The 21,826-nt window shown below is 70.2% G+C and carries 17 protein-coding genes and 1 tRNA gene; 12 read left to right on the top strand and 6 right to left on the bottom strand.

The genetic code is table 11. The annotated features are described in order from the left end of the window. Positions 1 to 12: 12 nt before the first annotated feature. A complete protein-coding gene (gene thrA / locus QN245_RS11385; protein WP_425612853.1) occupies positions 13 to 2,535 on the bottom strand; it encodes a bifunctional aspartate kinase/homoserine dehydrogenase I in 2,523 nt (840 codons plus the stop codon). A 463-nt stretch (positions 2,536 to 2,998) separates the two neighbouring features. Then, entirely contained in the window at positions 2,999 to 3,337 is a 339-nt protein-coding gene (locus tag QN245_RS11390; protein ID WP_317843213.1) for a hypothetical protein, read from the bottom strand. Between the two features lie 352 nt (positions 3,338 to 3,689). Here QN245_RS11390 and QN245_RS11395 point away from each other — a divergent pair. From QN245_RS11395 to QN245_RS11435, 9 genes are all read left to right on the top strand, one after another. Next, positions 3,690 to 3,766 (top strand) — tRNA-Arg (locus QN245_RS11395). A gap of 231 nt (positions 3,767 to 3,997) precedes the next feature. Beyond that, positions 3,998 to 5,530, top strand: a complete 1,533-nt coding sequence (gene amaB, locus QN245_RS11400) for an L-piperidine-6-carboxylate dehydrogenase (RefSeq protein ID WP_317843214.1) — start codon at positions 3,998 to 4,000, stop codon at positions 5,528 to 5,530. A 66-nt stretch (positions 5,531 to 5,596) separates the two neighbouring features. Beyond that, a complete protein-coding gene (locus tag QN245_RS11405) occupies positions 5,597 to 5,878 on the top strand; it encodes a DUF4190 domain-containing protein (RefSeq protein ID WP_184448040.1) in 282 nt (93 codons plus the stop codon). Beyond that, positions 5,875 to 6,648, top strand: coding sequence for a class I SAM-dependent methyltransferase (locus QN245_RS11410; protein ID WP_317843215.1), 774 nt, complete (start codon positions 5,875 to 5,877; stop codon positions 6,646 to 6,648). Before QN245_RS11405 ends, QN245_RS11410 begins: the two co-directional genes overlap by 4 nt. A gap of 8 nt (positions 6,649 to 6,656) precedes the next feature. Then, complete coding sequence (locus QN245_RS11415; RefSeq protein ID WP_317843216.1) at positions 6,657 to 7,712, top strand: quinone-dependent dihydroorotate dehydrogenase; 1,056 nt, start codon at positions 6,657 to 6,659, stop codon at positions 7,710 to 7,712. After that, positions 7,709 to 8,752 carry a UDP-N-acetylmuramate dehydrogenase gene (gene murB, locus QN245_RS11420; RefSeq protein WP_317843217.1) on the top strand — a complete coding sequence of 348 codons (1,044 nt, stop codon included), beginning with the start codon at positions 7,709 to 7,711 and terminating at the stop codon, positions 8,750 to 8,752. Before QN245_RS11415 ends, murB begins: the two co-directional genes overlap by 4 nt. A 32-nt stretch (positions 8,753 to 8,784) precedes the next feature. Continuing rightward, positions 8,785 to 9,654 (top strand): DMT family transporter, encoded by an 870-nt coding sequence (locus tag QN245_RS11425; RefSeq protein ID WP_160969041.1) that lies wholly within the window; start codon positions 8,785 to 8,787, stop codon positions 9,652 to 9,654. An 83-nt stretch (positions 9,655 to 9,737) separates the two neighbouring features. Further along, positions 9,738 to 10,475 (top strand): aspartate/glutamate racemase family protein, encoded by a 738-nt coding sequence (locus QN245_RS11430; protein WP_425612857.1) that lies wholly within the window; start codon positions 9,738 to 9,740, stop codon positions 10,473 to 10,475. A 2-nt stretch (positions 10,476 to 10,477) separates the two neighbouring features. Next, positions 10,478 to 11,662: a TPM domain-containing protein gene (locus tag QN245_RS11435; RefSeq protein WP_317843218.1), complete on the top strand. Its 1,185-nt coding sequence runs from the start codon at positions 10,478 to 10,480 to the stop codon at positions 11,660 to 11,662. 26 nt (positions 11,663 to 11,688) lie between these two features. On the opposite strand, the gene QN245_RS11440 is transcribed toward QN245_RS11435, so the two are convergent. After that, entirely contained in the window at positions 11,689 to 12,414 is a 726-nt protein-coding gene (locus QN245_RS11440; RefSeq protein WP_048489048.1) for a phosphatase PAP2 family protein, read from the bottom strand. Next, complete coding sequence (gene ispG / locus QN245_RS11445) at positions 12,395 to 13,660, bottom strand: flavodoxin-dependent (E)-4-hydroxy-3-methylbut-2-enyl-diphosphate synthase (RefSeq protein ID WP_017913396.1); 1,266 nt, start codon at positions 13,658 to 13,660, stop codon at positions 12,395 to 12,397. The genes QN245_RS11440 and ispG overlap by 20 nt, the downstream gene beginning before the upstream one ends. Before the next feature lie 125 nt (positions 13,661 to 13,785). Here ispG and QN245_RS11450 point away from each other — a divergent pair, with 125 nt between their 5' ends. From QN245_RS11450 to QN245_RS11460, 3 genes are all read left to right on the top strand, one after another. After that, positions 13,786 to 15,009 (top strand): ATP-binding protein, encoded by a 1,224-nt coding sequence (locus QN245_RS11450; RefSeq protein ID WP_167087634.1) that lies wholly within the window; start codon positions 13,786 to 13,788, stop codon positions 15,007 to 15,009. Beyond that, on the top strand, positions 15,006 to 15,572 hold the full coding sequence (locus QN245_RS11455) for a response regulator transcription factor (RefSeq protein ID WP_160968977.1): 567 nt from the start codon (positions 15,006 to 15,008) through the stop codon (positions 15,570 to 15,572). The genes QN245_RS11450 and QN245_RS11455 overlap by 4 nt, the downstream gene beginning before the upstream one ends. Positions 15,573 to 15,641: 69 nt before the next feature. Next, on the top strand, positions 15,642 to 17,435 hold the full coding sequence (locus tag QN245_RS11460; RefSeq protein ID WP_317843219.1) for a putative bifunctional diguanylate cyclase/phosphodiesterase: 1,794 nt from the start codon (positions 15,642 to 15,644) through the stop codon (positions 17,433 to 17,435). A 28-nt stretch (positions 17,436 to 17,463) separates the two neighbouring features. Here QN245_RS11460 and QN245_RS11465 read toward each other — a convergent pair whose 3' ends face one another. Together QN245_RS11465 and QN245_RS11470 are read right to left on the bottom strand one after the other, a co-directional pair. Beyond that, positions 17,464 to 19,026, bottom strand: a complete 1,563-nt coding sequence (locus QN245_RS11465) for a sodium/sugar symporter (protein WP_160968975.1) — start codon at positions 19,024 to 19,026, stop codon at positions 17,464 to 17,466. A 112-nt stretch (positions 19,027 to 19,138) separates the two neighbouring features. After that, positions 19,139 to 21,730: a glycoside hydrolase family 3 protein gene (locus QN245_RS11470; protein WP_425612860.1), complete on the bottom strand. Its 2,592-nt coding sequence runs from the start codon at positions 21,728 to 21,730 to the stop codon at positions 19,139 to 19,141. Positions 21,731 to 21,826 lie beyond the last annotated feature (96 nt).

The raw sequence follows: 21,826 nt of genomic DNA on the forward strand, positions 1-21,826 counted from the left end.
TCTGCATCCGGCTCACAGGCGCGCGCCCTCGCCCGCCGCCACCCGCAGCAGGTCGGCGAACACGCCGGCGGCGGTCACTTCCGGGCCGGCGCCCGGCCCCTGCACCACCAGCGGATTGGCGCAGTAGCGACGGGTGGTGAACTGCACCACGTTGTCGGTCAGGCGCAGGTTGGCGAAGGCATGGTCGGCCGGCAGCTCCACCAGGCCCACGCTGGGCGCATGGCCCGGCGCCAGCCGCGCCACGTAGCGCAGCACGCAGCCGCGCGCCTTGGCCGCCTGCAGGCGCTGGGCGAAGGCGTCGTCGACCTCGTGCAGGCGCGCCATGAAATCGTTCACGCTGGCTTGCCGCAGCGCTTCCGGCACCAGGCTTTCCACCGCCACGTCCTCCAGGCTCAGTTCGTGCCCGGCCTCGCGCGCCAGGATCACCAGTTTGCGCGCCACGTCGGTGCCGGACAGGTCGTCGCGCGGATCGGGTTCGGTGTAGCCCATGCCGCGCGCCTCGGCCACCAGTTGCGCGAACGGCACGCTGCCGTCGTATTTGTTGAACAGCCAGGCCAGGGTGCCGGAGAAGATGCCTTCGATGGCGGTGACGGCATCGCCGGTATCGACCAGGTCGCGCAAGGTGGTGATCACCGGCAGCCCGGCACCGACCGTGGCCTCGTAGCGGAAGCGCGCGCCGCTGGCGGCGGCCGCGGCGCGGATGGCGTGGAAGCGCGGCAGCGGACCGGCGCCGGCCTGTTTGTTCGGGGTCACCACGTGGATGCCGGCCGCCAGCCAGCCGGCGTAGCGGTCGGCGACGTCGGCACTGCCGCTGCAGTCGATGATCACCGCATGCGGCAGATGCGCCGACAGCAGGTGTGCGGTGAACGCGTCCAGATCCGTCGGCTGCTGACCGGCGGCCAACGCCTGCCGCCAGTCGCCGGCGAAGGCACGCGGCTCCAGCCGCATGGTGCTGCGCGAGGCGATGGCGCGCAGGCGCAGGTCGAGGTTGGCCTTGGCCAGCAGTTGCGGCTGCGCGGCGCGCAATTGGTCCAGCAGCGCCGCGCCGACGTTGCCCGGCCCGATCACGCCGACCGAGAAGGTCTGCGGCGACAGCCAGAAGCCGGCATGCGCGGCGCGCAGCGCCTTGGTCGCGTGCGCGCTGTCGATGGCCACCGAGATGTTGCGCTCGGACGAGCCCTGCGCGATCGCCAGGATGTTGACCTGGGCGCGGCCCAGCGACTCGAACAGGCGCGCGGCCACGCCGGGCTGCCCGGCCATGCCGTCGCCGACCGCGGCCAGCACGCTGATGCCGGTGGTCAGCTGCACGCGCTGCACCTGGCCCACCACCAGTTCGTGGGCGAAGGCCGAGAGCACCGCGTCGCGGGCGCGCTCGGACTCGTTCTGCCGCACCACGCAGCAGATGGAATGTTCGGACGAGCCTTGCGAGATCATCACCACCGACACGCGCGCGTTGCGCAGCGCGGCGAACACGCGCTCGGCAGTGCCGGGCACGCCGATCAGGCCGGTGCCTTCGAGATTGAGCACGGCCAGGTCCGGGCTCAGGGTCAGCCCCTTGATCGGGCCGCTGGTGGCACTGCTGGCGGTGATGCGGGTGCCCGGATGCTCGGGCTGGAAGGTATTGCGGATGATGATCGGCAGGCCGCGCTCGATCGCCGGCGACATCGTCTGCGGGTGCACCACCTTGGCGCCGAAATAGGCCAGTTCGCAGGCTTCGTCGTAGCTGAGCGTCTCCAGCTGCACCGCTTCGGGCACCACCCGCGGGTCGGCCGAGAGCACGCCGTCGACGTCGGTCCAGATGTGCAGTTCGGCGGCGTCGAACAGCGCGGCGAAGATCGCGCCGGAATAATCGCTGCCGTTGCGGCCGAGGGTGGTGATGCGGCCGGCGCGGTCGCGGGCGACGAAGCCGGTGACCACGATGCGCTGCTGCGGGTGCTGCGCGCGCCACTGCGCCAACCGCTGCGCGCTGGCGGCCCAGTCCACATCCACGCCAAGTTCGCCGCGATCGACCACCAGCACCTCGCGCGCGTCGAGCACAGCGCAGTCCTCGCCCAGCGCCCGCAGATGGTCGCCCAGCAATTGCGCCGAATACACCTCGCCTAGCCCTTGCACGCGGTCCAGCACTTCCCGCGGCAACTCGCCGATCACCGCCAGCGCAGCGAGGATCTCGGCCAGGTGCTCGAAGCGCGCGTCCAGCCATTCCACCGTGGCGCCGGCATGCTCGCCGAGCAAGGCCACCGCCGCGGCGCGATGACGGGCGCGGGTCTCGTGCCAGCGCTCGCGCCAGTCGCCGTGGCCGTGCGCGGCCAGCTCGGCCAGGCCGATCAAGGCATCGGTGACGCCCTTCATCGCCGAGACCACGGTGACCTGGAGGCGTTCCGGGCGCGCCAGCAGCAGTTGCGCCACATGGCGATAGCGTTCGGCATCGGCCACCGAGGTGCCGCCGAACTTGTGCACGACGGTGGCGGCGGCGAGCGCGGGATCTACGGGGGAATCAGGCGAAGCGGCGACAGCGGGAGCGACGGCGGGCGACATGGGAGACCTCGGAGTGGAGGCCCCGCTCGCATCAGGCCGAGGAAGTCCCCCGCATCCTGATCCGGGTGCGGGGCCGTGGTGTTCGACAATCAGGCGAAGACGACGGACCGCACCGGGCGAATGGTGAGGGTGGTAATACCGGTGGTAATGCCCGCGGCAACGGCGGCCGCGTGCCGAAGCGAACGCGGAAGCGAGATGGCGGTGAGGGCGAGAACCTGAGGCATGAACGCAAGAGGACATCATGCGTCGGGGTGCTGTCAAGCGCCGTGTGTGCACCTGCAGCATCGACCTGCTGGTCGAACGAGACGGTTGCAAAAGTGACTATCGCCAAACGCTGACAAACCCGGCGTTGCGCCGGCTTGCGATACTTGCCCCTGCGCGAAAAAACGCCGCGCGCGACGTGGACCAAACGACTCCGCGACCAAGCGCGCGACGCCCCTGGCGCCGCGCGCTTGCGCAAGCCTTACTGCTGCTTCTGGTCCGCCGGCGGCGTCTGCGTCGGCTGCTGCGGATCCGGATTGGCCGGGTCCTGCGGGGTGGTCGGCGAGGTCGGCGACGTGCCCTGCGACGCGTCCTGGCCCTGCATGGTGCCCTGCCCGGTGTCGGTCCCGGTCGCGGTGCCGCTGGCGTCGCCGCTGGTGCTGCCTGCCGGCGGGGTGCTGCCGCCTGCCGGGCTGCCGTCGGCCGCTGCTGGCGGATTGGCCGCGTTGGGGTCGGTGGCCGGGTGGTCGCCATCGCGCTTGCACGCCGCCAGGGCGGCCAGCATCGAACCGACCAGGACCATCTTCATTGCTGTCTTCATGAGTCACTCCTGCTTCGCATAGGTGGGGAAATCGCCGCGTGCTCGCCGGAACCTCCGGCGGTCACGCCATGGCGACCAGGACCGCCGATGCGCGGCGGCGATCGTCTCGCTGCGATAGCGCGAACGGGACGCTTGTAGCAGACGCGGCGGATGCGATTCCGTCATCGTCGTTCGTCGCCGCTGCAGACAGCGCGGAATCGCAGCGCGACTGGCCGCGCAGCCGCAGTGGCCGACGTACCCAGCCTACCCAGGGCGATGCTCAGGCCGCGTCGGCACAAGGTGTAGACGACGTTATTGCAAAGCGGGGCGACAACGCGCGATTCAGCGTCGTAGAATCCCCCGGCAGGCCAATGGCCCCGTAGCTCAGCTGGATAGAGCGGTCCCCTCCTAAGGGACAGGTCGTGCGTTCGAATCGCGCCGGGGTCACCATTTCGTTCATGCCGGCTGTGACCGCCATGGCGCAATCGGCCTTGTCCTCGCTTGCCGATGCAAGCCCCGCAGCCGCCGCGCGGCGCGATACCTGTGCATTTATGCGCTCGCCAGCCGCTCCAGGCCGGCGACGGCGGCCGGCTGCGTCCGGTCTGCTAAAATTGCCGGCTGCGCGTCCCGCGTCCCCCGCCTGCGGTCGCCTTCCCTGTCGCAACGAACCCAGGAGATTCCATGTCCGCTGACCTGCTCAAGGCGCTCGGCCTCGCCGCCACCAACTCCGGCACCTATCTCGGCAACGGCGAGTGGTCCAGCGCCACCGGCGCCGGCATGCTGCAGCCGCTCAATCCGTCGAACAACGACGTCATCGCCGACGTCCAGGCCACCACCGAGCAGGACTACGAAACGGTGATCGCCCGCGCCCAGGCCGCGTTCAAGGTCTGGCGCACCACCCCGGCGCCGCGCCGCGGCGAGGCGGTGCGGTTGTGCGGCGAAGCGCTGCGCAAGCACAAGGACGCGCTGGGTTCGCTGGTCGCGCTGGAAATGGGCAAGAGCAAGCCGGAAGGCGACGGCGAAGTGCAGGAGATGATCGACATCGCCGATTTCGCGGTCGGCCAGAGCCGCATGCTGTACGGCTACACCCTGCATTCGGAGCGCCCCGGCCACCGCATGTACGAGCAGTACCAGCCGCTGGGCCTGGTCGGCATCATCAGCGCGTTCAACTTCCCGGTCGCGGTGTGGAGCTGGAATGCGTTCCTGGCGGCGATCTGCGGCGACATCTGCATCTGGAAACCGTCCAACAAGACTCCGCTGACCGCGATCGCGTCGATGAAGATCTGCAACGACGCGCTGCGCGACACCGGCTTCCCGGACATCTTCTTCCTGATCAACGACGCCGGCGTGGCCCTGTCCGAGCGCCTGGTCGAGGACACCCGCATCCCGCTGATCAGCTTCACCGGCTCCACCCAGGTCGGCCGTGTCGTCGCCGAGAAGTGCGCGCGCCGCCTGGGCCGCTGCCTGCTGGAGCTGGGCGGCAACAACGCGATCATCCTCGACGAGAGCGCCGACCTGAAGCTGGCGGTGCCCGGCATCGTGTTCGGCGCGGTCGGCACCGCCGGCCAGCGCTGCACCACCACGCGCCGGCTGATCGTGCACGAATCGATCTACGACACCGTGCTGGCGACGCTGGTCAAGGCCTACAAGCAGGTCGAAGGCAAGATCGGCGATCCCACCGACCCGGCCAACCTGATGGGCCCGCTGAACAGCCGCGGCGCGGTCGAGCAGTTCCTGGAGTCGATCGCCAAGGCCAAGGCCGCCGGCGGCACCGTGGAGACCGGTGGCACCGCGCTGGACCGTCCGGGCAACTTCGTGCTGCCGGCCATCGTCACCGGCCTGAAGAACAGCGACGAGGTCGTCCAGCACGAGACCTTCGCGCCGATCCTGTACGTGATGAAGTACAGCACCCTGGACGAGGCCATCGACATGCAGAACGGCGTGCCGCAGGGCCTGTCCTCGTCGATCTTCACCCAGAACCTGAAGGCGGCGGAGAAGTTCCTGTCCGCGGCCGGCAGCGACTGCGGTATCGCCAACGTCAACATCGGCACCTCCGGCGCCGAGATCGGCGGCGCCTTCGGCGGCGAGAAGGACACCGGCGGCGGCCGCGAGTCCGGCTCGGATGCGTGGAAGGTGTACATGCGCCGGCAGACCAACACGATCAACTACTCCGACTCGCTGCCGCTGGCGCAGGGCATCAAGTTCGATCTGTGACGCGGTGAGCGCGGCGGTCGCACCCTGCGGCCGCCGCCCCCTTTCCTTCTGCAAGGAGCGACAGCGATGAGTCAGGTGCGCGAAACCAATTCCCTGGCGGTGGTCAGCCTGGTCGCCGGGATCCTCGGCTGGACCCTGATGCCGGTGCTGGGCAGCCTTGGCGCGATCATCACCGGGCACCTGGCCCGCGCGGAGATCCGCCGCCAGCCGCAGCGCTTCCAGGGCGATGGCCTGGCGGTCGGCGGACTGATCCTGGGCTGGACCGCGGTGGTGCTGGCGGTCCTGGCGGTCCTGGCCTTCGTGCTGTTCTTCGGGGGGCTGGCGTGGTTCGCCAGCACCCAGTCGTGAGCCGGGACGCCGCCGCGCCACGCGAGCGCTTCAGCGACCGCGTCGCCGACTACGTGCGCTACCGCCCCAGCTATCCGCCGGCCCTGCTCGACTGGGTGCACGGCGAACTGGGCGTGGCGCGCGACGCGCTGGTCGCCGACATCGGCGCCGGCACCGGGATCTCCACGCGCCTGTTCCTGCAGGCCGGGCACCCGACCCTGGCGGTGGAGCCGAACGCAGCGATGCGCGAGGCCGCGGTGGCCCTGCTGCAGGACCTGCCGGGCTTCCGCGCCATCGACGGCAGCGCCGAAGCCACCACCCTGACCGACGCCAGCGTCGATGTGATCAGCGCCGCCCAGGCCTTCCACTGGTTCGACCTGGCGGCGGTGCGCCGCGAATGGGCACGGGTGCTGCGTCCCGGTGGCCTGGCGCTGGTGTACTGGAATTCGCGCCTGCTCGACGCCACGCCGTTCCTGGAGGGCTACGAGCAGTTGCTGCTGGAATACGGCACCGACTACAGCGCGGTGGCCGAGCGCTACCACGACGATGCCACCATGCAGCGCTGGTTCGGCGACGGCCTGCGCGGCACCGCGCAGTTCCCCAACGAGCAGCGCATGGATTTCGAGGCGCTGCGCGGACGCCTGCTGTCGTCCTCCTACGCGCCGCTGCCCGGCCACCCGCGCCACGCGCCGATGCTCGAAGCGCTGCGCGCGCTGTTCGACCGGCACCAGCGCGACGGCGTCGTCGCGTTCCATTACCGCACCCGCGCCTTCGCCGGGACGCTGAACTGAGCCACGCCATGTATTCCCTCGCCCGACCGTTCCTGTTCGCCTTCGACGCCGAGCGTGCGCATGCCCTGGGCCTGCGTGCGATCGAGCTGGCCTACCGCACCGGCACCAATCCGCTGCTGGCGCGCACGATCGCGCCGATGCCCACGCGCGCCTTCGGCCTGGATTTCCCCAACCCGGTCGGGCTGGCCGCGGGCCTGGACAAGAACGGTGAGCACATCGATGCGCTGCTGGCGCTGGGTTTCGGCTTCGTCGAGATCGGCACCGTCACCCCGCGCGCGCAGGCCGGCAACCCGCAGCCGCGCATGTTCCGCCTGCCGCGGCAGCAGGCGGTGATCAACCGCATGGGCTTCAACAACCTGGGCGTGGATGCGCTGGTGCGCAACGTCGAGCGCGCGCGGCGCCGGCGCGGCCTGCTCGGGATCAATATCGGCAAGAACAAGGACACCCCGAACGAGGACGCCGCGTCCGACTATCTGCACTGCCTGGAGAAGGTCTACGCGCTGGCCGACTACGTCGTCGTCAACATCTCCTCGCCCAACACCGCCGGCCTGCGCGAATTGCAGGAAGAACAGGCGCTGCGGCAGCTGATCGCGCGCCTGCGCGAGGCGCAGGAAGCGCTGGCGGCGCGCCACGGCAAGCGCGTGCCGATGCTGGTCAAGGTGGCGCCGGACCTGAGCGACAGCGACATCGACGCGGCGGCGCGGGTGCTGTCGGACCTGCAGGTGGACGGGGTGATCGCCACCAACACCACCGTCGCCCGTCCCGGCCTGGAACACGAACCGCTGGCGGGCGAAAGCGGCGGCCTGTCCGGCGCGCCGCTGCTGGGCCAGTCCACCCTGGTGCTGCGCCGCTTGCGCGCGCGGCTGCCCGAGAGCGTCCCGCTGATCGGCGTCGGCGGCATCCTCTCCGGTGCCGACGCGGTGGCGAAGATGGCCGCCGGCGCGGCGCTGGTGCAGTGCTACAGCGGGCTGGTGTTCCGCGGGCCGGAACTGATCGGCGAGTGCGTGGAAGCGATGCGTCGGCGCCGTGAAGCGCCCAGCCGCGGCGCCGTGGCCGCGCCATGAGCACGACGGCCTGGTCGCTCACCGCGCAGGCGCCGCTGCAGGCGCTCAACACCTTCCACGTCGCCGCACAGGCGCCGTGGCTGCTGCAGATCTTCGCGCCCGAGGCGCTGCCCGAGGCGCTGCTGGCGCCGGAGCTGGCCGGCGCCGCGCTGCTGCCGCTGGGCAGTGGCAGCAACATGCTGTTCGCCGGCGATGCGCCCGGGGTGGTGCTGTGCTTCGCCAACCGCAGCATCGACACCCTCGAACACCGTGCCGACTACGCCATCGTCCGCGCCGGTGCCGGGGTGGGCTGGCACGAACTGGTGATGTGGTCGCTGGCGCAAGGGTTGTCCGGCCTGGAGAACCTGGCGCTGATCCCGGGCACGGTCGGCGCCGCGCCGATCCAGAACATCGGCGCCTACGGCGTGCAGATGGGCGAGTTCGTGCACGTGGTCGAGGCCTACGACCGCGCCGATGCGCGCTTCGTGCGGCTGGATGCGGCCGCCTGCGAGTTCGGTTACCGCGACAGCCTGTTCAAGCGCCAGCCCGACCGTTATCTGATCGCCGCGGTGGAGTTCAACCTGCCGCGGCTTCACGCGCTGCGCCTGGACTACGCCGGCATCGGCGAGGAGCTGCAGGCCATGGGCATCGCCACGCCCGGCGCGCCCGACGTGGCCCAGGCGGTGATCAACATCCGCCGACGCAAGCTGCCTGATCCGGACGTGCTCGGCAACGCCGGCAGCTTCTTCAAGAACCCGCTGCTGCCACTGGAACAGGCACTGGCGCTGCAGCACGAACACCCGGCATTGCCGGTGTTTCCCGGCGACGACGACAGCCAGCGCAAGCTGTCGGCGGCGTGGCTGATCGAGGCCTGCGGCTGGAAGGGCTATCGCGAGGGCGACGCCGGCGTGTCCGCCACGCACGCGCTGGTGCTGGTCAACCACGGCCAGGCCAGCGGTGCCGAGCTGCTGGAGCTGGCACGGCGCATTACCGCCTCGGTGGGCGAGCGCTTCGGCGTGGTCCTGGAGCCGGAGCCGCGCATCGTCGGCGCGCAGTGGTAGCCGCGCCCACGCCGCTGCGCGCGGCGCTGCTGATGCTGGCCAGCACCATGGCCTTCGGGCTGATGGTGGTGGCGATCCGGTTGGCCTCGGCGCAGCTGTCCACGCTGCAGATCGCCTTCTTCCGCAACCTGTTCGGCCTGCTGTTCCTGCTGCCGATGCTGCTGCGGCCGGGCCGGCCGTGGCCGCGCACCGCGCAACTGCCGCGCTACCTGCTGCGCACCGCGATCGGCCTGGTGTCGATGCTGGCCGGGTTCTGGGCGATCGGCCACCTGCCGCTGTCGCAGGCCATGGCCCTGTCCTATTCCACCCCGCTGTTCGCGACCCTGGCCGCCGCGCTGTGGCTGGGCGAGACGGTGCGCATGCGGCGCTGGCTGGCGGTGCTGTGCGGCTTCGTCGGGGTGCTGCTGATCGTGCGCCCCGGCGCTGCCGCGTTCAGCCCCGGCACCCTGGTCGCGGTGCTGGCGGCGGTGATGAGCGCCCTGGTCGCGATCCAGATCAAGCAACTGGCACGCGTGGACGCCGCCAACACGGTGGTGTTCTACACCTACGTGTTCTGGGTGCCGATGTCGCTGCTGCCGGCGCTGTTCGTGTGGCGCTGGCCGCACGGCATCGAATGGCTGTGGCTGCTGGCCACCGGCCTGTTCGGCACCCTGGGGCAGTTGCTGTGGACGCATGCGCTGCGCCTGGGCGAAGTCTCCGCGCTGACCCCGATCAGCTTCACCCAGCTGCCGCTGGTGGCGCTGTTCGGCTGGTGGCTGTTCGACGAAACCCCGGACGGCGGCACCGTGCTGGGCGCGCTGGTGATCCTCGGCGCCAACGCCTACATCGCCCACCGCGAGGCGGTGCTGGCACGGCGTGCGGCGCGCGTCGGCACCGGCACGCCACCGACGCTGGACGCCTGAATGCCGCGCATGAGGCCGCGACGCGCCCGGGCTTCGCGGCCATCGCCGACCCAGGCGCAGCGCGCGGTCGCCGCACGCGGCCAATGCCGCTACCATCCTCGCGCACTCGACACGGCGGCAAGCGGCGCACGATGAAGACCATCGGCATGATCGGCGGCATGAGCTGGGAATCCACCCTGCCCTACTACCGGCACATCAACGAGACGGTGCGCGCACAACTGGGCGGACTGCATTCGGCCAAGCTCCTGTTGCACAGCGTGGACTTCCACGAGATCGCGCAGTACCAGCGCGACGGCGACTGGGATGCGGCCGGTACCGCACTGGCGGCGTCGGCGCGCGCACTGCAGGCCGGCGGTGCCGATTTCCTGGTGCTGTGCACCAACACCATGCATTGCGTGGCCGACGCGATCGCCGCCGCGGTCCCGTTGCCGCTGCTGCATATCGCCGATGCCACCGCCGATGCGTTGCAGGCCGCCGGCATCGTCCGCGTCGGCCTGCTCGGCACGCGCTTCACCATGGAACAGGCGTTCTACCGCGAACGGCTGCAACGGCGCGGCTTCGAGGTACTGATCCCGGATGCGCCGGCGCGCGAGGACGTGCACCGCATCATCTACGAGGAACTGTGCCAGGGCGTGGTCCAGGCGCCGTCGCGGCTGCGCTACCGCGAAGTGATCGCGGCGCTGCAGGCGCAAGGCGCGGAGGCAGTGATCCTGGGCTGCACCGAGATCGGATTGCTGGTCGGCCCGGCCGACGCGGCGCTGCCGCTGTTCGACACGACCGCGCTGCACGCGCGTGCCGCTGCCCTGTACAGCCTGGCCTAGCGATGCGCAGCCAGGCCGCACCTGCCGCCGCCATCGTCCCGCGCCACGACGTCAGCGCTCCGCGCGGCTGGGCGCCGTTCCGGCTGAGCGCCCTGCTGGTCCTGGCCCTGCTGCTGTGGCCGGCGCTCGGCAGCTGCGCCGTCGCCCTTCCGCCCTACACGCCGAATGTGGTCGATCCCGCCGGTACGCTCAGCGCGGAGGACACCCAGCGGATCAACGCGGCGCTGCAGCGCCTGCGCGAGCGCCAGCACCTCTGGGGCGCGGTCTACATCGTGCCGTCGCTGCAGGACGAACCGATCGAGCGCCTGGCCGAACGCGCCTTCCGCACCTGGCGGCTCGGCCGGCAAGGCAGCGACAACGGCCTGCTGCTGGTGCTGGCGATGCAGGACCGGCGTTCGCGCTTCGAAGTCGGCTACGGCCTGGAAGGCGTGCTGCCCGACGTGGTCGCGCGGCACGCACTGGACGACTACCTGGCGCCGCGCCTGCGCCACGGCGACACCGCTGATGCGATCGTGGCCGCGTTCGACTTCATGGGCCGCGCCGCTGCGCAGGATCCGGAGGCCATCGCCGAACTGGCGCAACCGGCCGACGACGGCATGCACTGGCGGCGCGGCGCCATCGCCTGGGCCGGCCTGCTGGTGCTGGTGTGGCTGCTGCTGCCGCTGCGCCAGGCCTGGACCGGCTATCTGCGCAGGCGCCTGCTGCGGCGGCACCCGCGCCTGTCGGCCAAGCCCGAGGAACTGGTCCAGGACAGCGCACGTGGCGGTTTCTTGGCATGGTTCATCCGCCTGTTCCTCAGCGCCAACCCCGGCATCTTCGTGGTGCTGCTGTCGGCCAAGTCGATGACGATGACGGTGATCTTCCTGGCGCTGGAACTGCTGATCCTGGTGCTGACCCTGGCCATCGCCGCGCAGCGCTACCGCTCGCCGCAGCGCTACAGCCGCTTCGTGCAGGCGCAGGCGCGAAAGCGCAATGCGCTGATCCGCAAGGGCCATATCGCCGAGACCGCCCCCGGGGTATTCGCCTACACCGCCAGCTACCACGCCGCCCAGGCGGCCAAGGAACGCGCCGCGGCGGAGTCCGCAGGATCGTCATCGTCCTCGTCCTCCTCGTCTTCGTCCTCCAGCAGCGATTCGTCCTCCGGCGGCGGCAGCTCCAGCGGCGGCGGCGCGAGTTCTAGCTGGTAGAGCGCGGCGACGTCCCCGCGCTGGCGTCAGCGCGCGTCGGTGGCGGCCAGCGCGCGCCGCGCCCGCCAACGCGGCCGGCGTTCGCCGCGGAACAGCAGCAGGTACAGCCCCACCACCCAGACCAGGGCCGCGCTCCAGCCGCCGAGGATGTCCGAGGGGTAATGCACGCCCAGGTACACCCGCGACACACCGACCAATAGGGTGAAACTGCCGGCCAGCCACAGCACCGGCCAGCGCCAGCGGGTACGCCAGCTCAGCGCGATCAGCACCGCTGCCAGGGTCATCGAGCCCATCGCGTGGCCGCTGGGAAAACTGAAGGTGTGGTGCTCCGGCGCGATCGACTCCCACAGGCTGGGCCGGTCGCGCTGGAAGAACTGCTTGGCGCCCATGTTCAGCAGCGCCGAGCCGATGAAGGACAACGCGGCGAACAGCGCCTCGCGCCAGCGGCGCAGGCCCAGCAGCACCAACACGATCAGCGTGTCCAGCGGGATCACGCCGTACTGGTAACCGGCCTCGGTGACCACGGTGAAGAAGCGGTCCCAGCCGGGGCTGGTCAGGCCGCGCATGCTCCACAGCAGCGGCTCGTCGAAATAGAGGTCTTCGAGTGCGTGCACGTCCTCGGCCAGCATCACGAACACGCCCAACGGCAGCAGCACCCCCGCGAACAGCAGCACCACGCGCCAGGCGTTCAACCGCAGCCAGCGGCGCAGGCCGGCCGCCTCGGCGGCGGACTCACCCGGTGCGGCGGACATAGGTACGTTCGACGTAGTCGTCGATCAGCGCGACGAACTCGTGGGCGATGTTCTCGCCGCGCAGGGTCACCTTCTTCTCGCCGTCGATGAACACCGGCGCGGCCGGTGCCTCGCCGGTGCCCGGCAGCGAGATGCCGATGTTGGCGTGGCGCGACTCGCCCGGCCCGTTGACCACGCAGCCCATCACCGCCAGAGTCATGCTCTCGGCGCCGGGATGGGTCACCTTCCACTCCGGCATCTTCGCGCGGACGTGGTTCTGCACCACCTTGGCCAGTTCCTGGAAGAACTCGGAGGTGGTGCGGCCGCAGCCCGGGCAGGCTGTGACCAGCGGAGTGAAGGCGCGCTGGCCAGTGGTCTGCAGCAGTTCCTGGGCGACGATCACTTCCTGCGTGCGCGACTGCCCCGGCTCCGGGGTCAGCGAGATGCGGATGGTGTCGCCGATGCCTTCCTGCAGCAGCACCGCCAGCGCCGCGCTGGAGGCGACGATGCCCTTGCTGCCGATGCCGGCCTCGGTGAGGCCCAGGTGCAGGGCGAAGTCCGAGCGCTGCGCCAGGTCGCGGTACACCGCGATCAGCTCCTGCACGCCGCTGACCTTGCAGCTGAGCACGATGCGGTCGCGGCCCAGGCCCAGTTCCACCGCACGCTCGGCCGAGTCCAGCGCCGAACGGATCAGCGCCTCGCGCAGCACCCGGCCGGCGTCCCACGGCACTTCGCGCCGCGAGTTCTCGTCCATCAGTTGCGCGGCCAGCGCCTGGTCCAGCGAACCCCAGTTCGCGCCGATGCGCACCGGTTTGTCGTACTTCAGCGCGAACTCGATCAGCTGCGCGAACTGGGTGTCCTTCTTCTTGCCGAAGCCGACGTTGCCGGGATTGATCCGGTACTTGGCCAGCGCCTCGGCGCAGGCCGGCTCGGCGGCCAGCAACTGATGGCCGTTGTAGTGGAAGTCGCCGATCAGCGGCACCTCGATGCCCATCATCCGCAGCTTGTCGACGATGCGCGGGATCGCCGCGGCCGACTCGGGATTGTTGACGGTCAGGCGCACCAGTTCCGAGCCGGCGCGCCACAGTTCGGCCACCTGCTTGACCGAGGAGGCGACGTCGGCAGTGTCGGTGTTGGTCATCGACTGCACCACCACCGGCTTGCCGCCGCCCATGGTGACGCCGCCGATGCGGACCGGCTGGGTGAGACGGCGCGCCCAGGGCGCGGCATCGGCGGGGGGCGTGGGGCGGCTGACGGCGTCGTACATGCGCCCATTTTAGCCTGCGCGGCACGTCCTGCCGCACGCGCCGGCACCGGCGATTCAGCGAGACCGGTGACGCTGCGACGGTTTGTCGCAGGCAGGCCCCCGGTCCAGCGCATACGATGCGCAGCATGGATTCCACCGACGCCTCCTTCCTGCGCACCCTGTGCAGCCTGCGCTGGCTGGCCACCGCCGGCCAGGCCGCGACGATCCTGGTGGCGACCTGGCCGCTGCAGCTGCCGCTGCCGCAGGCGCCGCTGTGGGCCGGCGTGGCGGTGCTGGCGCTGTTCAACCTGTACGCGCAACTGCGCCTGCGCCATGCCGACTCGGCCGCGCCGGCCACCGCCTTCGGCCACATCCTGGTCGACGTGACCGTGCTGACCTGGATGGTCGGCTGGAGCGGCGGCATCGGCAATGCCTTCGGCTCGCTGTTCCTGGTGCTGATCGCGCTGGCGGTGCTGGCCCTGCCGCTGCGCTGGGCGCTGGCGGTGGCGCTGGCCTGCGTGGCCGGCTATGCGGTCAGCGCGCTGTTCGGCCTGCCTCTGCCGCACGGCCCCTATCAGGCGCTGGACCTGCAGCGCTGGGGCATGGCCGCCAACTTCCTGCTGTCCACGGTGGTGGTGCTGGTGTTCTCCACCCGCCTGGCGATGGCCATGCGCGAACGCGAGCGCGAGCTGGCACTGCTGCGCGAGCGCTTCACCCGCAACGAGGGCATCGTCGCCCTGGCCACCCATGCTGCGTCGGTGGCGCACGAGCTGAACACGCCGCTGGCGACGATGACCCTGCTCACCGACGACATCGCCGAACAGAGCCAGCAGCCGGAACTGCGTGAAGACCTGGACACGCTGCGCGAACTGCTGGTGCAGTGCCGCGAACGGGTGCTGGCGCTGGCCGCCCCCGCGCAGCGCGCCGGCGGCCAGACCGTATCGCTGACGCAGGTGCTGCATCAGTGGCAGTTGGTACGGCCCACCGTGCGCCTGCGCCGCAACGACGACGCGCCGCTGCAACTGCGCATGGAAAGCGCCATCGGCCACCTGCTGCAGGTGCTGCTGAACAACGCCGCCGACGCCGGCGAACGCGCCGGCCACCCGCAGGTGGACCTGACCGTGCGCGTCACCGGCAGCGAACTGGTCGGCGAGGTCCGCGACTACGGCGGCGGCTTCGACGCCAACCAGGTCGGCCTGCCGGCCACCCTGTTCCGCAGCGGCAAGCCCGAGAGCATGGGTGTGGGCCTGGCGCTGTCGCACGCGACCATCGAACGCCTGGGCGGCGAGCTGTGGACCGAGCCGGCACCGGACCACGGCGCCCGGGTCGGCTTCCGCCTGCCGCTGCTCGCCCTGGAGACCTCCGCATGAACACCGACACCCCGCTGGGCCTGCTGGTCGACGACGATCCGCTGTACCTGCGCACCCTGCAGCGCACCCTCGCCCGCCGCGGCCTGGAGACGCGCACCGCCGACAGCGCCGCCGCCGCGCTGGCGCTGGCCGCCGAGGCGCCGCCGGACTACGCGCTGATCGACCTGAAGCTCGGCGACGAATCCGGCCTGGCGCTGATCCAGCCGCTGCGCGCGATCCGGGGCGACATGCGCATCCTGCTGGTCACCGGCTACGCCAGCATCGCCACCGCGGTGGAGGCGATCAAGCTCGGCGCCGACGACTACCTGCCCAAGCCGGCCACCGTGCCGATGATCCTGCGCGCGATCGGCCTGGAGGCCGAGGAAGAGGAAGACGAGGACGGCAGCGACGTGCCGGACGCGATGACCCCGCTCAGCCGCCTGCAGTGGGAACACATCCAGCAGGCCATGCACGAGACCGGCGGCAACGTCTCCGCCGCTGCGCGGCTACTCGGCATGCACCGCCGCTCGCTGCAGCGCAAGCTGGCCAAGCGGCCCAGCCCACAGCGCGACCCGCCACGCTGAACCGGGCGGCAGCGTAGACACCGGCCCGGCCGGCGCTCAAGTCCCCTGGTGCCGGGCCGCTAATTCGGTATGTTGAAATCACCCCCACCCGCCTTGCTGGACGAGCCGCAACGGCTCAGCGCCCTGCGCCAGCTGTGCCTGCTGGACACGCCCGCCGACCATGTCTTCGATCTGGTCACGCAGCTGGCGTCCCGCTACCTGCGGGTGCCGATCGCACTGGTCTCGCTGATCGACGAACAGCGCCAGTGGTTCAAGTCCCGGGTCGGCCTGGAGGCTGCGCAGACGCCACGCAGCCAAGCGTTCTGCGCGCATGCGATCCACAGCCCGGAACTGATGTTCGTGCCCGATGCGCGCCAGGATCCGCGCTTCCGCGACAATCCGCTGGTCACCGGCCCGCCGTTCATCCGCTTCTACGCCGGTGCGCCGCTGCTGATGGCCGACGGCGCCAGCCTCGGCACGCTGTGCGTGATCGACAGCGAGCCGCGCCACGAGTTCGACGAGGTCGCGCGCCGCACCCTGCAGGACCTGCGCGACCTGCTGATGGTCCGCATCGACACGCTGCGCAACAGCGGCTTCGTCGATGCGTTGACCGGCCTGCCCAATCGCAGCCGCTTCAACGACGACCTGACCATGTGGCTGTCGCTGCAGACCGCCGACCAGCACGACACGGCGGTGGCGATCGACGTGTGCGGCATCGACTATTTCCGCGACATGGTCAAGGCGCTGGGCTGGGAGTACGCCGAGGGCTACCTGCTGGCCGCGCGCGATCGCCTGCGCCAGGCGCTGGGTAGCCTGCCGCTGTACCGCATCGACACCACCACCTTCGTGTTCATCATGGAAGGCAGCGACACGGCGCATCTTGAGTACTGGTGCGAACACGTCTGCGACGCCTTCGCCGCGGCGATCGACCACCAGGGCATTCCGCATGCGGCCAGCCCTTCGCTGGGCGCAGTGCGCCTGGACGGGGCGCTCAGCGCCAACCACACGGTGCGCTCGCTGACCACCGCGGTGGACATGGCGCGCCAGCGCGGGCAGCGCTGGAGCCTGTACGAGCGCAGCCACGACGCCAGCCAGCGCAATGCCTTCCGGATCCTGGCCGCCTTGCCCGAGGCGCTGGAGGCACGGAACCAGCTGAGCCTGTATTACCAGCCGCGGGTGAGCCTGCGTAGTGGCGCATGCGTGGGCGTGGAAGCGCTGCTGCGCTGGCAGCATCCGTTGCTGGGCACGGTGGCGCCGAACGACTTCATTCCCTTGGCGGAAAAGACCGCGCTGATGAGCCGGATCACCGCCTGGGTGCTGCGCACCGGCATCGCCCAGGCGGCGCTGTGGCAACAGCGTGGCTATACCTTCAGTGTGTCGCTGAACGTGTCGGCGGTGGACCTGGAACAGGCCGACTTCATCGCCCGGCTGCAGGCGCTGCTGCAGCAGCATGCGCTGGCGCCCGGCGCGCTGGAGATCGAGTTCACCGAGAGCGCGATGATCCGCGACCCGCAACGGGTGGCCGAGCAATTGCAGCAGATCAGCGCGCTCGGGGTGAAGATCGCCATCGACGACTTCGGCACCGGCTACAGCAACCTTGGCTATCTCAAGAACATCCCGGCCAGCGCGCTGAAGATCGACCAGTCGTTCATCCGCGCCCTGCCCGGCAGCCGCAGCGACGGCATGCTGGTGCCGTCGATGATCCATCTCGGCCACGACTTCGGCCAGCAGGTGGTGGCCGAGGGCATCGAGAGCGAAACCGTGTACCGGATGCTGCGCGACTGGGGCTGCGACGAAGGCCAGGGCTACTGGATCGCGCGGCCGATGCCGGCCGACGCGCTCGACGCCTGGCTGGCCGAGCCGTGGCAGGGCGGCGACGCCTGAGCGCGCCGCGCCACGGCCCGCCCGTGGCTCACCAGAACACCGCGTACAACGCCACTAGGATCGCGATCACCGCCGCGGCGCCGAGCTTGAAGCCCAGCGTGGTGCCGTAGCGCACGTCGTCGGTACGGATCAGGTCGCGCGCCGGCGCCTGCGGGGTCAGCAGCGACACCAGCACCGCCGCCACCAGCGACAGCACGAACACCAGGCCGATGCGGTCCATGAACGGCAGTTCCGGCCACAGCTTCTTCAGCGCGAACGACAGCAGCACCGAGCCGATCGCCGCGGTCAGCGCGCCGGCCTCGTTGGCGCGCTTCCAGAACAGGCCGAGCATGAAGATCACCACCACGCCCGGGGTGAAGAAGCCGGTGAATTCCTGGATGAACTGGAAGCCCTGGTCGAAATTGCCCAGCAGCGGCCGCGCGGTGAGGATGCCGATCAGCACCGAGGCCACCGCGGCCACGCGGCCGACCCGCACCAGCTGCGGCTGGTCGGCCTGCGGGCGGAACTTGGCGTAGAAGTCCAGGGTGAAGATGGTCGCCACCGAATTGATCTTGGACGCCAGCGAAGCCACGATCGCCGCCACCAGCGCGGCGAACACCAGGCCGAGGATGCCGCTGGGCAGCAGTTGCATCATCGTCGGATAGGCCTGGTCGGGCTTGGCCAGGTCCGGCGCCAGCACCACCGCGGCGATGCCCGGCACCACCACCACCACCGGCATCAGCAGCTTCAGGAACGCGGCGAACACCATGCCCTTCTGCGCCTCGCCGATGTTCTTGGCCGCCAGCGCGCGCTGGATGATGTACTGGTTGAAGCCCCAGTAGCTGATGTTCATCACCCACAAGCCGCCGATCAGCACGCTCAGGCCCGGCAGATCCTTGTAGAACGGGTTGTCCTTGGACAGGATCATGTGGAAATGCTCGGGGTGCGCGTTCCACAGGTGCCGGAAGCCGGCGAGCACGCCGGCACCGTCGCCGATCCGCGACAGGGTCAGGCCGGCGACCAGCAGGCCGCCGAGCACCAGCAGGGTGACCTGCACGATGTCGGTCAGCGCCACCGCCTTCAAGCCGCCGTACAACTGGTAGACCAGCGCGAACACGCCGATCAGCGCCAGCGCCAGCGTCTGGTCCATGCCGGTGACCTGGCTCACCGCGATCGAGCCGAGCCACAGGATCGAGGTCAGGTTGACGAACACGTACAGCAGCAGCCAGAACACCGCCATCAGCGTGCGGATCCACTTGCCGTAGCGCTGCTCCAGGAACTGCGGCATGGTGTAGATGCCGTTGCGCAGGAAGATCGGCAGGAAGAACTTGCCGACGATCAGCAACGTCAGCGCCGCCATCCATTCGTAGGAGGCGATCGCCAGGCCGATCGCGTAGCCGGAGCCGGCCATGCCGATGATCTGCTCGGCGGAGATGTTCGCCGCGATCAACGAGGCGCCGATCGCCCACCACGGCAGGGTCTTGCTGGCCAGGAAGTAGTCCTCGGCACTCTTGCGGTGCCCGGCCTTCTCCCGCGAGACCCATTGCGCGAGCATGAAGATGCCCGCCAGATACACCACCACGATCGCCACATCCAACGTCGCCAGACCCACTGCCTTCTCCTGCGGGCCGCAGCCCGGTTCGCATCGTTGTCCATGACGCCGCCCACCCGGGCGGCGCCGTTCGTATTTGCCATGGCGGCGCGGTGGCCGCCTGCACCGCCACTCAGCGCAGCGGGCAGTCGACCACGCGCTGCGCGTCGTTGCTGCTGCCCAGCGCGATCCGCGACAGCGAGAGATCCAGCGCGCCGTCGCTCTCGATCAGCGGCAGGCGCTCGAGCCGGGTCACGTCGGCGCCGGCCACCGCGAAGCACTTCAGCGGCACGCCGAGGGTGCGCCACTCGCCCTTGGGCAACGCGGCCAGCGCCTTGCCGAGGTCCAGGCGCGCGCCGCAGTCATGGCCGCAGGCCACGCCGATGCGGGTGGCGGCGCTGGGGGCCGCATCCACCTTCAGGGTCAGGATCAATTGCAGGTCGCCGTTGCTCTCGCGCGAGACGTCCAGCGGCTTGGGCAACACCAGCGCCAGCCCCGACTTGCCGGTACCGGACCAGACCAAGCGGCGCGCATCCTCCTGCGCCTTGTAGTCGATCGCGGTGACCTTGAGCGACCCGTCGGACAGCGCCGCCGGAAAGGTCGTCGCCGGCAGGTTGGCCTGGGCGCCGCCGAACAGGATCAGGTTGATGCCCGTCGCCGGCTTGCCGCGATCCAGGTACACCCCGCCCACCGCCTGCGCGCCGGAGACGCCCGACACCTCGGACAGGCGGTTCAGATCGCCCTTGTCCTCGTAGGTGAGGCCGTAGCCGAAGGCGAACTGCGGGTTGTAGTTCTTCTGCCCGACGTTGTTGGCGAACTGCATCGCGGTGCGCGGCCAGGAGAAGCTCAGCTTGCCGTGGAAATCGTATTGCACGCTGCCGTCGGGCTTGCGCAGCAGCACATCGGCGATGCCGGCGCCTTCCGAGCCTGGCAACCAGGCCGCGACGAAGGCATCGGCGGCGTTGATCTCGCGGTTCACCCACAGCGGCCGCCCGCTCAGGAACACCGCCACCACCGGAATGCCCTGCGCCTTCAGCGACTTGATCAACTCCAGGTCGCTGTCGTCGCCGGGCTTGTACAGCAGCGTGGCGATGTCCCCCTGGAACTCGGCGTAGGGATTCTCGCCGAACACCACCACCGCCGCGTCCGGCTTGGTCGTGAACTTGCCGTCCACCGCCAGTTCGGCGCTGCCGCCGGCGGCAGTGACCTGTTGCTGCAAGCCTTCCCAGATGGTGGTGCCGTTGGGATAGTCGGCGCGCTTGGTACCGGTGCCCTGCCAGTTCAGGGTCCAGCCGCCGGCCTGCTTGCCCATGTCGTTGGCGCCATCGCCGGCGACCAGCAGCTTGATCTGCGGTTTCAGCGGCAACACCTGCTGCTGGTTCTTCAGCAGCACCAGCGATTCGCGCACCGCCTGCCGCGCCACCGCACGGTGCTCGGGCGCGCCGAGCAATGCGAACTTGCCGCCGAGCGGGCGCTGCGACGGTTTGCCGGCCTCGAACAGGCCCAGGCGCAGCTTCACCCGCAGGATGCGCCGCACCGCATCGTCCAGCCGCGCCATCGGGATCTCGCCCGACTTCACCGCCTTCAGCGCGTTCTCATAGACGCCCTTCCAACTGTCCGGCGCCATCAGCATGTCCACGCCGGCGTTGAACGCGGCCGGGCAGTCGTCGTTGCGGCAACCGGGCACCTGGCCGTGGCCGTTCCAGTCGCCGACCACGAAGCCGCCGAAATGCATCTGCCCCTTCAGCACGTCGGTCAGCATGGCCTTGTGGCCGTGCATCTTGACCCCGTTGAAGCTGTTGAACGAGGCCATCACCGACTGCGCGCCGGCCGCGATCGCCGGCGGATAGCCGGCGCCGTGGATGTCGCGCAGCTGCTGTTCGCTGATCCGGGTGTCGCCCTGGTCCTTGCCGTCGGTGGTGCCGCCGTCGCCGAGGAAGTGCTTGACCGAGGAAATCACGTGCGTGCCGTCGAGGAAACCGGGCGTGCCGGGCACGCCCTGCAGGCCCTCGACCATCTTGCCGGCGTAGCTGGCCACCACCTCGGGCGACTCGGAATAGCCCTCGTAGGTGCGGCCCCAGCGGTCGTCCTGCGGCACCGCCACGGTCGGGGCGAAGGTCCACTCCATGCCGGTGGTGCGGGTCTCGGCGGCGGTGATCTCGCCGATCTTGCGCATCAATTCCGGGTCGCGCGTCGCGCCCAGGCCGATGTTGTGCGGGAACAGCGTGGCGCCGACGATGTTGCTCTGCCCGTGCACCGCGTCGATGCCGAAGATGATCGGAATCGCCGGGCCGGCACCATCTTTCTGCATGGACGCCGCGTAGTAGGCATCGGCCAGCGCCAGCCATTGCGCCGGGCTGGCGTCGTACTTGCCGCCGGGATCGGAATTACCGCCGGCCAGCACCGAGCCGATGTGATAGCGGCGCACGTCGTCCGGGGTCATGCTGCCGATGTCGCCCTGCACGGTCTGCCCGACCTTCTGCTCCACCGACATCTGCGCCATCAGCTTGGTGATGCGCGCCTCCAGCGCCGGATCCTCCTTCAGCGGCCAGGCCGGCGACGGCCACAGTTCCGGGTGGATCGGCGGCGGCACAGGGGCCGGGACCGCCGTGGCGGGAACCGAGCGGCCCGGAACCGCCGCGACCAGGGCCAGCAGGCCAAGCGCAGCGGCCACGGCCAGCGCAGTGCGAAGCGGCGCGGTCGCGCCAACAGGCTGTGTATGCAAGAGACTCCCTCCCAGGAACGGCGAACGCATGCCATGTCGCGGCCGGACCGCACACGCCGAGTGCGGCCGGCGCCTACGCTTCCCGAATCGCCCCAA

The organism is Xanthomonas rydalmerensis (genome assembly GCF_033170385.1).
In the GTDB taxonomy this organism is placed as follows: Bacteria; Pseudomonadota; Gammaproteobacteria; order Xanthomonadales; family Xanthomonadaceae; genus Xanthomonas_A; species Xanthomonas_A rydalmerensis.

Coding starts and splice junctions, on each gene's coding strand:
- amaB (WP_317843214.1), top strand. CDS start 3,998: ATGTCCGCTGACCTGCTCAAGGCGCTCGGCCTCGCCGCCACCAACTCC.
- QN245_RS11415 (WP_317843216.1), top strand. CDS start 6,657: ATGTATTCCCTCGCCCGACCGTTCCTGTTCGCCTTCGACGCCGAGCGT.
- QN245_RS11460 (WP_317843219.1), top strand. CDS start 15,642: ATGTTGAAATCACCCCCACCCGCCTTGCTGGACGAGCCGCAACGGCTC.
- QN245_RS11405 (WP_184448040.1), top strand. CDS start 5,597: ATGAGTCAGGTGCGCGAAACCAATTCCCTGGCGGTGGTCAGCCTGGTC.
- QN245_RS11440 (WP_048489048.1), bottom strand. CDS start 12,414: ATGTCCGCCGCACCGGGTGAGTCCGCCGCCGAGGCGGCCGGCCTGCGC.
- QN245_RS11455 (WP_160968977.1), top strand. CDS start 15,006: ATGAACACCGACACCCCGCTGGGCCTGCTGGTCGACGACGATCCGCTG.
- QN245_RS11450 (WP_167087634.1), top strand. CDS start 13,786: ATGGATTCCACCGACGCCTCCTTCCTGCGCACCCTGTGCAGCCTGCGC.
- murB (WP_317843217.1), top strand. CDS start 7,709: ATGAGCACGACGGCCTGGTCGCTCACCGCGCAGGCGCCGCTGCAGGCG.
- ispG (WP_017913396.1), bottom strand. CDS start 13,660: ATGTACGACGCCGTCAGCCGCCCCACGCCCCCCGCCGATGCCGCGCCC.
- QN245_RS11390 (WP_317843213.1), bottom strand. CDS start 3,337: ATGAAGACAGCAATGAAGATGGTCCTGGTCGGTTCGATGCTGGCCGCC.
- thrA (WP_425612853.1), bottom strand. CDS start 2,535: ATGTCGCCCGCCGTCGCTCCCGCTGTCGCCGCTTCGCCTGATTCCCCC.
- QN245_RS11435 (WP_317843218.1), top strand. CDS start 10,478: ATGCGCAGCCAGGCCGCACCTGCCGCCGCCATCGTCCCGCGCCACGAC.
- QN245_RS11425 (WP_160969041.1), top strand. CDS start 8,785: ATGCTGGCCAGCACCATGGCCTTCGGGCTGATGGTGGTGGCGATCCGG.
- QN245_RS11430 (WP_425612857.1), top strand. CDS start 9,738: ATGCCGCTACCATCCTCGCGCACTCGACACGGCGGCAAGCGGCGCACG.